The organism is Streptomyces lanatus, assembly GCF_014655715.1.
GTDB lineage: Bacteria > Actinomycetota > Actinomycetes > Streptomycetales > Streptomycetaceae > Streptomyces > Streptomyces lanatus.
Genome location: NZ_BNBM01000001.1, coordinates 621,563 through 634,327, shown reverse-complemented (window position 1 = coordinate 634,327; position 12,765 = coordinate 621,563). Strand labels below are relative to the sequence as shown.

Genomic DNA, 12,765 nt, shown 5'->3' with positions numbered 1-12,765 from the left:
TCATGAACTCCGCAATCGTGAGAAACCTGCTCGTGCGGGGCATGCTCGCCGGCCTCGGCGCGGGCGTGCTCGCGCTCGTCGTCGCCTACGTCCTCGGTGAGCCGAGCGTCGACAAGGCGATCGGCTTCGAGGAGGCCCACGCCCCCGCGCACGGGCACGAGGTCGAACTCGTCTCCCGCAGCCTCCAGTCCACCGCCGGCCTCGCCACCGGTGTCCTGATCTACGGCGTCTCCTTCGGCGGCATCGCCGCCCTCGCCTACTGCTTCGCCCTCGGCCGCGTCGGCCGCTTCACCCCACGGGCCACCGCGCTGCTGCTGTCCGGCTGCGCGCTGCTCGCCGTCTATGTGGTGCCGTTCCTGAAGTACCCGGCCAACCCGCCCGCCGTCGGCGACCCCGACACCATCGGCAAGCGGACCACCCTGTACTTCCTGATGATGGTGCTCAGCGTGCTCATCGCGGTCGCCGCGACGATCCTCGGCAAGCGGCTCGCCCCGCAGCTGGGCACCTGGTACGCCACCGTCGTCGCGGTGGCCGCGTTCGCCCTGGTCATCGGTCTGGCGTTCGCGTTCCTGCCGGCCGTCAACGAGGTGCCGAGCGACTTCCCGGCCACCGTGCTGTGGCGGTTCCGGCTGTCCGCGCTGGCCATGCAGGTCACCCTGTGGGCCGGCTTCGGGCTCCTCTTCGGCGAGCTGGCCGAAAGGCTGCTCGACCCCAAGCCGGCGGCGGCCCCCACCTCGGCGGTGACCGCCCCCAGCTGACCGGGGATGCTACTGCGCTGCCGTTACCGTCAGGCGCGGCAGCGCAGCATCTCCAGCGGAGGGTTGGCGACATAGTCCGCCCAGAAGTCCGCGCCGAACTCACGCAGACCGGCCTCGGACACCTCCAGCGGAACCCAGGTCACCTCATGGAATCCGGCCGCCCGCAGGCACGCCTCATAGACCTCGCGGCGCGGGACGGCGGCCACGATGCTGATCGGCGGGTCGAGCAACGCCGTGACCTGGAAACGCGGCCCGGTCTCGGACTCCTCGCCGGTCGGCTCGCAGAGGAAGCCGTACTTCTCCAGGGACACCTCGTCGGCACGGAAGTCGGGCGACTGGCCGAGCACGAAGAACTCGCCACCCGGCACCAGGCTCCGGTGCACATTGCGGCACATCCGCTCCATGGCGGCGACGTCCGGCGCGTAGTTGAGCATCTGCACCGCCAGCGCGACATCGAACTGTCGCTCAAGAGGCCGCAGTTCGGCCACATCGCCCACCTCGTAGCGCACACCCAGCGGCTCGCGCCTCTCCAACTCCTGTGCCGCCGCGACCATTTCGCCGGAGATGTCGATGCCGAGCACCTCCGAGGCGCCGCGCCGACTGAACTCCCTGCTGTAGAAGCCGGTCCCGGAGGCCAGGTCGAGCACCGACTTGCCCCGCACGTCCCCGACCATGGCCAGAAAGCCCGGCACCTCCGTGTACCGCGTCAATGGCAGGGACTTGAAGCCCTCGAACGCCTCACCGATCTTGTCGTACTGCTGCACGCTCACCGCGTCGTCCTCCCGTGTGCCGCGTCATCTCCTCGGCGTCGTCCCCGCGCCCCGGGACACACCGTGGCTTCCGGCGGGAAGTCTTGCCGCAGCCCGGCCCACGGTCGTACTGGCAGAAGCCACAAAGATCCGGACCCCGGTACCCGGATTCCTATACAGGCGGGTGCAGCGGCCGGCCGGCGCCGAGGTTCCAGCGCCCCGACCGACCGCTGATCGCGGTCGCGGTGAGAGGCCGTACATCGACGCGCCAGAACGCCGCCGCAGGGGCGCCCAGCACATGCACCACCACGGCCCGTACGACCTCCGGCTCCACCACGGCCAGCGTGCGGCCGTCGGTCCGTGCCATGGTGTCCAGCCAGTACCCGACCCGCGCGCACAGGTCCCGTACGGACTCCCCGCCGTGCGGCGCGGACCCCGGGTCCGTGAGCCACCCGGCCACCGCCTCCGGCTCGACGGCACCGACCTCGTCGAGGGTGCGCCCCCGCCAGCGGCCCGCGTCCAGACCGGCCAGTTCCGCCACCGGCTCACCCGCGCCGAGCCCCAACGCCTCGGCGGTCTCCCGGCAGCGAGTGCCCGGGGAGGTGACCACACGGGCGGAGGCCGAGGAGAGAGCCCCGGCCGCCGCGTGTGCCTGTGCCGCGCCCATCTCGTCGAGCGAGGCGGTCCCGTCATCGAAGCGGGCCTCGCGCAGCGCCGCGCTCAACGCGGGGGAGACGAAGGTGAGGCGTCTGGTCAAGGGGTCGCTCCTGCCGTCAGGGACAGAGACCGCACGCGGCGCGGCCCGGTCGCGAAACTAGCATCCGCGCAGCACACCGCCGCCTTCGTGCCGTACCCCGTGACGGAGCGCACGAGCTGACCGGCGTACGGACTTGGTAGCCTCGACGGGCCAGTCGAGCCACAACCGAGGCCAGGGAATCCGGTGCGAATCCGGAACTGACGCGCAGCGGTGAGGGGGACGGGCGGGGCACTGCACGCCACTGGGAGACCGGGAAGGCGCCCCGACCGGACGAACCCGAGTCCGAAGACCTGCTGGCACCTCCGCGCCGCCGGGCGGGGAGGACATCCGTAGGCCAGGCTCCGCGTACGAGCCCCGACCCCCGAGGCATGCCCGTGCTCCGCACCCCCGTCCTGCTGCTCGCTTCCGCCCTGTTGCTCACCGCCTGCGGCGGCGGTTCCACGCCCGACACCGCGAAGGCCGCCCTCACGATCGACAACTGCGGCCACGAGGTCACCCTCAAGTCGGCCCCGAAGCGCGTCGTCTCCCTCAACCAGGGCACCACCGAGATCCTGCTCTCCCTCGGCCTCGCCGACCGCGTCGTCGGTACGGCAACCTGGACGGACCCGGTGATGAAGGGCCTGGAGAAGGCCAACGCCTCCGTGCCCCGGCTCGCCGACGACATGCCCTCCTTCGAGAAGGTCCTCGACGCCGAACCCGACTTCGTCACCGCCTCGTTCGTCTCCACCCTCGGCAAGGGCGGCGTCGCCACCCGCGAACAGTTCGAGAAGCTGGGCGTGCCCACGTACGTCTCGCCCTCCGACTGCGGGGCCGGCAAGGACAACGACAGCGGCGGCGACGGCTCGCGCGCCACCCCGCTCACCCTTGACGACGTCTACGGCGAGATCCGCGACCTGGCCCGGGCGTTCGGCGTCGACAAGCGGGGCGAGAAGCTCGTCGCCGAGCTGAAGGAGCGGGTGCGCAAGGCCACCGACGGGCTCGACGCCTCCGACGTCTCCCTCATGTACTGGTTCGCCAACTCCCAGTCGCCCTACCTCGCCGGCTGCTGCGGCGCGCCCGGTGCCATCACCCGCGCGGTCGGCGCGAAGAACGCCTTCTCCGACACCCATGACGAATGGCCCCAGATCAACTGGGAGACCGTCGCCGACCGCGACCCCGACGTCCTCGTCATCGGCGACCTCACACGCAAGCAGCAGACCGCGGAGAGCGCGAAGGCCAAGATCCGCTTCCTGGAGACCAACCCCGCCACCCGCAACCTCACCGCCGTGAAGAAGAAGCGGTACGTGCTGCTCAGCGGTCAGGCGATGAACCCGTCCATCCGTACGGTCGAGGGCATCGAGCAGGTCGCCGCGGGACTGCGCGACTTCGGGCTCGTCAAGTGAGTCTCCGTACGCTGCTGTTGACCGTCGGGGGTCCCGCCGCGCTGCTCCTGTCGGTCGCCGTCGCGGTCACCATCGGGCCCGCCGACATCTCCACGGGCGATGTCTGGGCCTCCGTGGCCGCCCATCTCGGGTTCGGCGAGAGCACGTTGGCTCCGCTCAGGGACGGCATCGTGTGGAACCTGCGGATGCCGCGCACCCTGCTCGCCGCCGTGTGCGGCGCCGGGCTCGCGGTGTGCGGGGCGGTGATGCAGTCGTTGCTGCGCAATCCGCTGGCCGACCCGTTCGTGCTCGGGGTGTCCTCGGGCGCGTCGACGGGCGCCGTGGCCGTGGTCGTGCTGGGGGTCGGTGGGGGAGTGGTGTCGCTGTCGGCGGGCGCCTTCGTCGGCGCGCTGCTCTCCTTCGCCATGGTGCTGCTGCTCAGCCATGTCCTCGGCGGCAGCACCGACCGGGTCGTGCTGTCCGGGGTGGCCGCCATGCAGCTGTTCTCCGCGCTGACCTCGTTCATCGTGCTGACCTCGGCCGACGCCGAGACCACCCGGGGCGTGCTGTTCTGGCTGCTCGGTTCGCTCTCCGGCGCCGACTGGGGGCAGGTGGTGCTGTGCGCCGTCGTCCTGGCCGTGGTCCTCGCCGTCTGCCTCGGGTACGCCCGCACCCTGGACGCCTTCGCCTTCGGCGACGACGCCGCCGCCGGACTCGGCGTCCGGGTCGCCCGCACCCGCCTGGCCCTGCTCTGCGCCACCGCGCTGCTCACCGCCGCCCTGGTCAGCTGCGCCGGAGCGATCGGCTTCGTCGGCCTGGTCCTGCCGCATGCCACCCGTGCCCTGACCGGCTCCGGCCATGCCCGCCTCCTGCCGGTCACGGCGCTGACCGGGGCCGTCTTCCTGGTGTGGGTGGACACTGCCGCCCGCACCGTCCTCGACCCCCAGGAGGTCCCGGTGGGCGTGGTCACGTCCCTCATCGGCGTACCGGCGTTCGTGGCCGTGCTCTACCGGGGACGGGGGAAGGCATGACCAGCCTCCAGGCCCAGGATGTCGTACGCCGCATCGCCCGCCAGGTCATCGTCGACGGCGTCACCCTCACCCTGCGCCCCGGCGAGACCGTCGGCCTGCTCGGCCCCAACGGCTCCGGAAAATCAACCCTGTTGAGGCTCCTCGCCGGAGTCCTCGCGCCCACCACCGGCGTCGTGACCCTGGACGGCCGCCCCCTCCCGGACGTCGGCCGCCGCGCCACCGCCCGCCGTATCGCCACCGTCGAGCAGCACGCCCACACCCAGACCGAACTCACCGTCCGCGACGTCGTCGCCCTCGGCCGCATCCCGCACCGCCGCGCCTGGACCCCCGCCACGGCCGCCGACACCGAGGCGGTGACCGCCGCCCTGGCCCGCACCGGCCTGACCGACCGGGCCGACCAGTCCTGGCACACCCTCTCCGGCGGCGAACGCCAGCGCACCCAGATCGCCCGCGCTCTCGCCCAGGAGCCCCGCGAACTCCTCCTGGACGAACCCACCAACCACCTCGACATCCAGCACCAGCTAGACCTCCTGGACCTCGTCGCGACCCTCCCCGTCACCACGGTGATCGCCTTGCACGACCTCAACCTCGCCGCGATGTACTGCGACCGACTGCTGGTCCTGAGGGAGGGGCGCGCGGTGGCCGAGGGCACCCCGGCGGACGTCCTGACCCCCGCCCTCATAGAGCAGGTCTACGGCGTCCGTGCCGAGGTCACCGACGAACCCGGCCACCCGGTGATCCGCTTCCTGCGACGGCGGTACTGACGTGAACACACCCTCCGAACAGCCGGTGCCCAGCCGGATCGTGGTGTGCCGGGACTGCTGTTGCGGCACGGCGAAGGTGCCCGGAGTCGACCACGCGCAACAGACGGCACGCCTCGCCGAACACGCGCCCGTGCGCGTCTCCGACTGCCTCGGCGTCTGCGAACACGCCAACGTGATCGTCGTCCAGCCCTCCCGCGCGGGCCGCGCCGCGGGCGCCCGCCCCGTCTGGCTCGGCCTCGTCAACGACCCCGAGGCCACCGAGGACATCCTCACCTGGGTCCGCGCGGGCGGCCCCGGCATCGCCCCCTGCCCCGAGGTACTGGACCTCTACACCTTTGTCCCGGCCAAAAGGTTGAAGCCCGAACAGGGAGGACAGGAAGGTCAGGAGGCATAAGAAGATCGGATGGACCGATCCACGCCGTCGACCGCGAGGTGAGAGACCCGATGTTCACCACCCGACCCACCCTCCAGGGCTCCTTCGGCATGGTGTCCTCCACCCACTGGCTCGCCTCGCAGTCCGCGATGGCCGTGCTGGAGCGCGGGGGCAACGCGTACGACGCCGCCGTGGCGGGCGCGTTCGTGCTGCACGTCGTCGAGCCGCACCTCAATGGGCCGGCCGGTGAGGTGCCCATCCTCATCGCCCCGGCGGGCGGCGAGGTACGGGTGCTGTGCGGACAGGGTGTGGCACCGCGCGGGGCGACCGTCGCGCACTACCGGGGCCTCGGACTGGACCTCGTACCCGGGACGGGACCGCTCGCCGCCGCCGTGCCCGGCGCCTTCGACGCCTGGATGCTGCTCCTGCGGGACCACGGCACCCGGACACTCGCCGAGGTCCTGGAGTACGCCATCGGGTACGCCGAACACGGGCACGCGCCCGTGGAGCGCGTCGGCGAGACCGTCGAGACGGTACGGGAACTGTTCGAGACGGAGTGGACGTCGTCGGCAGAGGTGTATCTCCCGGGGGGCAAGGCACCGAGCCCCGGGGAGCTGTTCCGCAACCCCGCCCTCGCCGCCACCTGGAAGCGGCTCCTCGCCGAGGTCGCCGGGGCCGGGGACCGGGTCGCGCAGATCGAGGCCGCGCGCGAGGTGTGGCGGTCCGGCTTCATCGCCGAGGCCCTCGTACGGCAGGCTGGGCGCCCCACCCTGGACACCAGCGGCGAGCGGCACTCCGGCACCCTCACGGCCGCCGACCTCGCCGGCTGGTCCGCGACCTACGAGGCGCCCGCGACGTACGACTGGAACGGCTGGACCCTGTGCAAGGCCGGACCCTGGAGCCAGGGCCCCGTCCTCCTCCAGCAGCTCGCGCTGCTCCCGCCGGAGCTGCCGCGGTACGGGTCCGCCGAGTACGTCCATCTGCTGATCGAGGGCTGCAAGCTGGCGATGGCCGACCGGGAGGCCTGGTACGGGGACGCGGCGGAGGTGCCGCTGGGGGAGCTGCTGTCGGAGGAGTACAACGCGGCTCGGCGGGAGCTGGTCGGGGAGAAGGCGTCGCATGAGTTGCGGCCAGGGGAGCCGGGTGGGCGTGCCCCGCGCTTGTGTGCGCACGCGCGCGTGGTGGCCTCTGACGATCCCGGGTTCGATGTGCTGGGCGTGGGGGAGCCGACGGTGGCCCGGCGCCCGGCGGAGCCCGATGTCTCCGCCGACGGCGGTACCCGGGGCGACACCTGCCACCTCGACGTCGTCGACCGGTGGGGCAACATGATCGCGGCCACGCCCAGCGGAGGCTGGTTGCAGTCCAACCCCGTCGTGCCCGAGCTGGGCTTCCCGCTCGGCACCCGGCTGCAGATGACCTGGCTGGAAGAGGGTCTGCCGAACTCCCTCACACCGGGGCGCCGCCCCCGCACCACCCTCACGCCCTCCCTCGCCCTGCGCGACGGTGTGCCCGTGATGGCCTTCGGCACGCCCGGCGGGGACCAGCAGGACCAGTGGCAGCTGCACTTCTTCCTCGCGGTCGCCCTGCGCGGGCAGGTCCGCGGCGGACTCGACCTCCAGGGCGCGATCGACGCCCCGAACTGGCACAACGACAGCTTCCCCGGTTCCTTCTATCCGCGCGGAATGCGGCCGGGCAGCGTGACCGTGGAGTCCCGCATGGACGCCGGTGTGGTGGCGGAGCTGCGGCGGCGCGGTCATGAGGTGACCGTCGGCGACGCATGGTCGGAGGGGCGGCTGTGCGCGGTGGCACGGGATCCCGAGACCGGCGTTCTGTCGGCGGCGGCGAATCCGCGGGGGATGCAGGGGTACGCGGTCGGGCGCTGAGCACCACGGGCGGGGTGGCCCTGACCTGCGGTGGAGCGCCCCTGGAATTCATGCCGGTGCCATCCGGCGGTCACCGGGCGGGCGGGGTTTGTCAGTGGGGCGTGTTCTCATTGACACGTGATCGAATACAACGAAACCATCGACGAGTTTCTCGCACAGTACTCAGCCGACGTCGAGGAAGCGGTCCGCAAGGCGGCCGCGGCCGAGATCATGCCCCGCTTCCAGCAGCTCGCCGACCACGAGGTCGACCAGAAGAGCGGCCCCCACGACCTGGTGACCGACGCCGACCGGCTCGCCGAGCAGTACCTCACCCAGGCACTCGGCGCCCTCCTGCCCGGCTCGGTCGTCGTCGGCGAGGAGGCGGTGCACGCCGATCCGGCGTCGTACGAGGCGATACGCGGCGACGCCCCGGTCTGGATCGTCGACCCCGTCGACGGCACTCGCCAGTTCGTGCACGGCGACGACGGCTTCTGCACGCTGGTCGCGCTCGCACAGCGCGGCGTGCTCCTCGCCTCCTGGACCTACGCTCCGGCCCGTGACCAACTGGCCACCGCGATACGGGGCCAGGGCGCCCACCTCGACGGGGTACGGCTGCGCTCCGGTGCCCCGGACCCCGGCCGCGACCTCCAAGTCGCCACATCCCACCCGGACTACACGACCGACGAGCAGAAGCGCGAGCTGCTCGGCCTGTGGACCGAGGGTGTCGCACCCCGGGTGTGCGGCTCGGCGGGGCTTGAGTATCTGGCCGTGGCCCGCGGCGAGTTGGACGCGACCGCGTTCAGCTGGGAGGCCGCCTGGGACCACGCCGCGGGCATCCTCCTGGTCGAGGAGGCGGGCGGCGCGCACCTCACCCACGCGGGCGAGCCGTTCCGCATCACCGGCGGCAATGCCCTGCCGTTCACCGCGGCGCGGGACGCGGCCACGGCTCGGCGGGTGGCGGGACTGCTGTCGGGCGCAGCCTGATCTGAGGGTGGGAGCCGCCGACACGCAGGTCGACCACCTCGAATTCGGCGGGCGTGCCCTCGGCGGGCCACTGACACCCCGCTCGCAGGAGGACCGCGGCATCCACGAAGCCCGGCGCGGGCAGACCGACGTCGACGAACACACCCGTCACGCCGGGACCCCACGGTGAGACGGTGAAAGTGCCGGTCAGACGGGTGCCGACGGGCAGGGGGCCGCTGTCATGGCGCACCTCGCACTGCCGGTGGGAGCGGGCACGGCCCCACGCCAGGTCGAAGTCCCGCCCCTGAACCGTCAGCGCGTCCGAGGGCTCCGCGACCGGTTCGCGCGACGGCACTCCGTACACCACCGCGTACAGCCGCACACCCCAGTCCCCGCACGCCTGCCGGGTCAGTGCGAGCTCGGCCGTCTCGACGGCCACCACGGGCACACCGGCGGGTCCCCGGAAGGAGATCTGCCGCATCACCCGGCCCGTGTCCCCCACCTCGAACCAGTGCCAGATGTCGTCCTCGGGCACATGGAAGCGGAAGCGGTGCGTCACCCGGCGGACTTTACCCACGCCCCGGCGTTGTCAGTACCCAGGCATATCCTGACCTTCAATGGCCATCGGCTGACGAAGGAGTCCGAAGGTGCCGTCGATGCTCGATGCGGTCGTGGTGGGTGCGGGGCCGAACGGACTGACCGCTGCCGTGGAGCTTGCCCGCCGCGGCTTCTCCGTGGCCGTGTTCGAGGCACGCGACTCCGTGGGCGGGGGAGCCCGCACGGAAGAGCTGACCCTCCCCGGCTTCCGGCACGACCCCTGCTCGGCCGCCCACCCCCTCGGCATCAACTCCCCGGCGTTCCGCGCGATGCCGCTCGACCGCTACGGCCTGGAGTGGCTGCACCCCGACCTGCCGATGGCCCACCCCTTCACCGACGGCACCGCCGCCGTGCTGTCCCGCTCCGTCGCCGAGACCGCCGCCTCCTTCGGCCCACGAGACGCGGGCCCGTACCGCAGACTGGTCGAGCCGTTCCTGGCCAAGTGGGACACCCTGGCCCGCGACTTCATGTCCCTGCCGCTGACCGCGCTCCCCCGGGACCCGGTCACCCTCGCCCGGTTCGGCCTGGCGGGGCTGCCCCCGGCCACCTGGCTGATGCGGCGCTTCAAGGACGAGCGGGCCAGGACCCTGTTCTCAGGCCTCGTCGCCCACGTCATGGCCCCGCTCGACGGCTTCGCCACCGGCGCCATCGGCCTGGTCTTCGCCCTCGCCGCGCACGCCCGCGGCTGGCCCGTGGCCCGCGGCGGCTCCCAGTCGATCTCCGACGCCCTCACCGCGTATCTGAAGGACCTCGGCGGCACCGTCCACACCGACTACGAGGTCAAGCGACTGGACGACCTGCCGCCCGCGCGCGCCTACATCTTCGACACCTCGCCCACCGCCCTGGCGCGAATCGCGGGCTTCGGCAACTACTACGAGGGCTATCGCTACGGCCCCGGTGTCTTCAAGATCGACTACGCGCTGGACGGCCCGGTGCCGTGGACCGCGCCGGAGGCCCGTCGTGCGGGCACCGTGCAGATCGGCGGGAACACCGCGGAGATCGACGCCGCGCTGCGCGCCGCCTCCCGGGAGGGCCGGGCGCCCGACAAGCCGTTCATGATCACGGTGCAGCCCGGTGTCGCCGACCCCGGCCGGGCACCCGAGGGCAAGCAGGTCTTCTGGGCGTACGGCCATGTGCCCAACGGCTGGACCGGTGACCTCACGGACGCCATAGAGCGCCAACTGGAGCGCTTCGCACCGGGGTTCCGCGACCTCGTCCTCGCCCGCGCGACGGCCGGCCCGGCCGAACTCGCCATCCGCAACGCCAACTACGTCGGCGGGGACATCGGCTCCGGAGCGGCCTCCGGAATCCAGCTCCTGCTGCGCCCCAAGCTCTCACTGTTCCCCTACACCACCCCGCACCCGGCGGTCTATATCTGCTCCTCGGCCACCCCGCCCGGACCGGGCGTGCACGGCATGTCGGGGCACAACGCGGCCAAGGCGGTGTGGCGGCGGCTGCGGCAGGAGCCGTGAGGCAGGAGCGGTGAAGCCGCTCAAACGACCCACGTTTACCGTCAGTTCAGGCCCTGCGGTAAGAACAATTTCGTGTCTTCTTTGTCACTCCTCTTACCGGGGGGTAGGTACCGGAATGCCGAACTGCCGCGAGTAGGGTGCCGCCATGAAAGATCGGAAAGCGGTTGCCCGCTTCGGATCCCGGTCTGCCGTGCGCCTCGCCGACCTCGCCCTGCTCGTCAGAGCGCCGGCCGCGCTGAGTGTCCCCGGTGACGTGATCGCGGGAGCGGCCGCCGCCGGACGCCCCCTGAACGCCCGTACCCTCGGAGTGATCGGTTCCTCCGTCTGCCTCTACTGGGCCGGCATGGCCCTCAACGACTATGCCGACGCGACGGTGGACTCCGTCGAGCGGCCGGATCGGCCTGTGCCGTCAGGGCGGGTTCCTCGGCGGGCTGCGCTTGCTGTGGCTGGGGGGCTGACTGTGGCGGGGCTTGGGCTTGCCGCGGTGGCGGGGGGTCGGCGCAGTGTGGGCGCCGCGGTTCCTCTGGCCGGGCTGGTGTGGGCGTATGACCTGAAGCTGAAGTCCACGCCGTGGGGCGGGGTTGCCATGGCGGGGGCTCGGGTTGTGGACGTGTTGGCCGGGGCGGTTGTGCCTGGGCGCGGTGCGGGGTCGGTCGGGGGTGCGCTTCGGCGGGCGGCCGTGCCGGCGGGGCTGGTCGGTGTTCATACCGGGACGTTGATGGCGTTGAGTCGGTATGAGGTCGGTGGGGCGCCGGTTCGGGTTCCTGCGGCGACGCTGGCTGTGTCGGCGGTGACTGCGGTTGCTACCGGCCTTTCGGTTGGGCGGGGTGCCGCGAAGGGTGCGTTGTCGGGTGCGGTGCCGTCTGGGCTGGTCGCGCCCCGCGGCGGAGCCGCAAATCGACACAGCCCCGCGCCCCTTAAGGGTGTTGCCGGCGCCGCTCGTTCCAAGAAGCTCGTCGCTGCCGCGGGCGCTCTCGCCTACCTCGGCACCTACGGCACCGCCCAAGTCCGCGCCCTGCGCCAGCCCTCGGCCGAGAACGTACAACGCGCCGTCGGTGCCGGAATCCTCGGACTCATGCCCCTCCAAGCGGCGCTCACCGCTCGTGGTGGGGCGCCCGGTCTTGCCGCTGCCCTCGGTGTTGTTCATCCCCTCGCTCGGCGGCTCGCCCGGCGCATATCCCCCACCTGAGACCTACCCACCTCCGTGTGAGGAACCCAGCACCATGAGACCTCCCCCCACTCCACCCCCACTGAAATTCGGCTACGGCACCAACGGGTTCAGCCATCACCGGCTCAGCGATGTCCTCGCCGTTCTCGGCGACCTCGGCTATGACGGCGTCGCCCTCACCCTCGACCACAACCACCTCGACCCGTACGCCGAGGACCTGCCCCGCCGTGTCACCGCCCTCGCCCGGCAACTCGCCCGGCACGGGCTGGACATCACCGTGGAGACCGGTGCGCCCTACTTCCTCGACCCTTGGGGCAAGCATCTGCCCACGCTGATGTCGGACGGCGCCGAGCTGAGGGTCGATCTGCTGCGCCGCGCACTGCGGATCGCCGCCGACCTCGGATCGCCCACCGTCCATCTGTGCAGCGGGCCCGCGCCGGACGGGCTGCCGGAGCAGGATGTGTGGAAGCGGCTCGCGTCCGGTATCGAGGTCGTGTTGGAGAGCGCCGAGAAGTACGGGGTGGCGCTGGCCTTCGAGCCCGAGCCGTACATGTTCGTCGATACCGTCGAGCGCTGCTTGCGGCTTGCCCAACTCGTCGACAGGCACCCGTTGTTCGGGATCACTCTGGATGTCGGGCACGCGCACTGCGTGGAGGAACGGCCCGTGCTCGACTGTGTGCGACTGGCCGCGCCGCTGCTGCGCAACGTGCAGATCGAGGACATGCGGCGCGGCGTGCATCAGCATCTCGAATTCGGCGCCGGTGAGATCGACTTCCCGCCCGTGCTGGCCGCTCTGCGCGACCTCGGGCACTCCGGCCTCGTCTCCGTGGAGATCCAGGGCGGCTCGCTCGACGCGCCCGAGGTCGCCCGCCGATCCATCGAGTTCCTGCGGCGCGCGGTCGCATAGGAC

13 protein-coding genes and 1 riboswitch are annotated in these 12,765 nt (G+C 71.9%); of the genes, 10 read left to right on the top strand and 3 right to left on the bottom strand.

Going from position 1 to position 12,765, the window contains the following annotated elements; translation table 11 throughout:
• Positions 1 to 2 precede the first annotated feature (2 nt).
• Positions 3 to 758, top strand: coding sequence for a CbtA family protein (locus tag IE325_RS02810; RefSeq protein ID WP_190068012.1), 756 nt, complete (start codon positions 3 to 5; stop codon positions 756 to 758).
• 29 nt (positions 759 to 787) lie between these two features.
• Here IE325_RS02810 and IE325_RS02805 read toward each other — a convergent pair whose 3' ends face one another.
• Together IE325_RS02805 and IE325_RS02800 are read right to left on the bottom strand one after the other, a co-directional pair.
• The gene (locus IE325_RS02805) at positions 788 to 1,528 is read right to left on the bottom strand and encodes a class I SAM-dependent methyltransferase (RefSeq protein WP_190068011.1); all 741 of its coding nucleotides are present in this window, start codon (positions 1,526 to 1,528) and stop codon (positions 788 to 790) included.
• A gap of 151 nt (positions 1,529 to 1,679) precedes the next feature.
• Positions 1,680 to 2,264, bottom strand: a complete 585-nt coding sequence (locus IE325_RS02800) for a histidine phosphatase family protein (protein WP_190068010.1) — start codon at positions 2,262 to 2,264, stop codon at positions 1,680 to 1,682.
• Between the two features lie 134 nt (positions 2,265 to 2,398).
• Positions 2,399 to 2,576: riboswitch (cobalamin riboswitch) on the top strand.
• Between the two features lie 56 nt (positions 2,577 to 2,632).
• Between IE325_RS02800 and IE325_RS02795 the strand changes: the two genes are divergently transcribed.
• The 6 genes from IE325_RS02795 to IE325_RS02770 all read left to right on the top strand — a co-directional run bounded on the left by IE325_RS02795 (position 2,633) and on the right by IE325_RS02770 (position 8,639).
• Entirely contained in the window at positions 2,633 to 3,646 is a 1,014-nt protein-coding gene (locus IE325_RS02795; RefSeq protein ID WP_190068009.1) for an ABC transporter substrate-binding protein, read from the top strand.
• Entirely contained in the window at positions 3,643 to 4,656 is a 1,014-nt protein-coding gene (locus tag IE325_RS02790) for a FecCD family ABC transporter permease (protein ID WP_190068008.1), read from the top strand. Before IE325_RS02795 ends, IE325_RS02790 begins: the two co-directional genes overlap by 4 nt.
• Complete coding sequence (locus IE325_RS02785; protein WP_190068007.1) at positions 4,653 to 5,420, top strand: ABC transporter ATP-binding protein; 768 nt, start codon at positions 4,653 to 4,655, stop codon at positions 5,418 to 5,420. Before IE325_RS02790 ends, IE325_RS02785 begins: the two co-directional genes overlap by 4 nt.
• Before the next feature lies 1 nt (position 5,421).
• A complete protein-coding gene (locus IE325_RS02780; protein WP_190068006.1) occupies positions 5,422 to 5,814 on the top strand; it encodes a (2Fe-2S) ferredoxin domain-containing protein in 393 nt (130 codons plus the stop codon).
• A 50-nt stretch (positions 5,815 to 5,864) separates the two neighbouring features.
• A complete protein-coding gene (locus IE325_RS02775; protein WP_190068005.1) occupies positions 5,865 to 7,676 on the top strand; it encodes a gamma-glutamyltransferase family protein in 1,812 nt (603 codons plus the stop codon).
• Between the two features lie 117 nt (positions 7,677 to 7,793).
• Positions 7,794 to 8,639 carry an inositol monophosphatase family protein gene (locus IE325_RS02770; protein WP_190068004.1) on the top strand — a complete coding sequence of 282 codons (846 nt, stop codon included), beginning with the start codon at positions 7,794 to 7,796 and terminating at the stop codon, positions 8,637 to 8,639.
• On the opposite strand, the gene IE325_RS02765 is transcribed toward IE325_RS02770, so the two are convergent.
• Positions 8,575 to 9,177 carry a hypothetical protein gene (locus tag IE325_RS02765; protein ID WP_190068003.1) on the bottom strand — a complete coding sequence of 201 codons (603 nt, stop codon included), beginning with the start codon at positions 9,175 to 9,177 and terminating at the stop codon, positions 8,575 to 8,577. The genes IE325_RS02770 and IE325_RS02765 overlap by 65 nt on opposite strands.
• Positions 9,178 to 9,274: 97 nt before the next feature.
• Between IE325_RS02765 and IE325_RS02760 the strand changes: the two genes are divergently transcribed.
• From IE325_RS02760 to IE325_RS02750, 3 genes are all read left to right on the top strand, one after another.
• On the top strand, positions 9,275 to 10,687 hold the full coding sequence (locus IE325_RS02760) for a phytoene desaturase family protein (RefSeq protein ID WP_190068002.1): 1,413 nt from the start codon (positions 9,275 to 9,277) through the stop codon (positions 10,685 to 10,687).
• 145 nt (positions 10,688 to 10,832) lie between these two features.
• Positions 10,833 to 11,876 (top strand): SCO3242 family prenyltransferase, encoded by a 1,044-nt coding sequence (locus tag IE325_RS02755; RefSeq protein ID WP_190068001.1) that lies wholly within the window; start codon positions 10,833 to 10,835, stop codon positions 11,874 to 11,876.
• A 34-nt stretch (positions 11,877 to 11,910) separates the two neighbouring features.
• Entirely contained in the window at positions 11,911 to 12,762 is an 852-nt protein-coding gene (locus IE325_RS02750) for a sugar phosphate isomerase/epimerase family protein (RefSeq protein ID WP_190068000.1), read from the top strand.
• Positions 12,763 to 12,765: the final 3 nt, after the last annotated feature.

Bases quoted from the DNA above. Each gene is read 5' to 3' on its own strand.
- IE325_RS02785 (WP_190068007.1), top strand. From the start codon at position 4,653: ATGACCAGCCTCCAGGCCCAGGATGTCGTACGCCGCATCGCCCGCCAG.
- IE325_RS02750 (WP_190068000.1), top strand. From the start codon at position 11,911: ATGAGACCTCCCCCCACTCCACCCCCACTGAAATTCGGCTACGGCACC.
- IE325_RS02810 (WP_190068012.1), top strand. From the start codon at position 3: ATGAACTCCGCAATCGTGAGAAACCTGCTCGTGCGGGGCATGCTCGCC.
- IE325_RS02760 (WP_190068002.1), top strand. From the start codon at position 9,275: ATGCTCGATGCGGTCGTGGTGGGTGCGGGGCCGAACGGACTGACCGCT.
- IE325_RS02775 (WP_190068005.1), top strand. From the start codon at position 5,865: ATGTTCACCACCCGACCCACCCTCCAGGGCTCCTTCGGCATGGTGTCC.
- IE325_RS02795 (WP_190068009.1), top strand. From the start codon at position 2,633: ATGCCCGTGCTCCGCACCCCCGTCCTGCTGCTCGCTTCCGCCCTGTTG.
- IE325_RS02755 (WP_190068001.1), top strand. From the start codon at position 10,833: ATGAAAGATCGGAAAGCGGTTGCCCGCTTCGGATCCCGGTCTGCCGTG.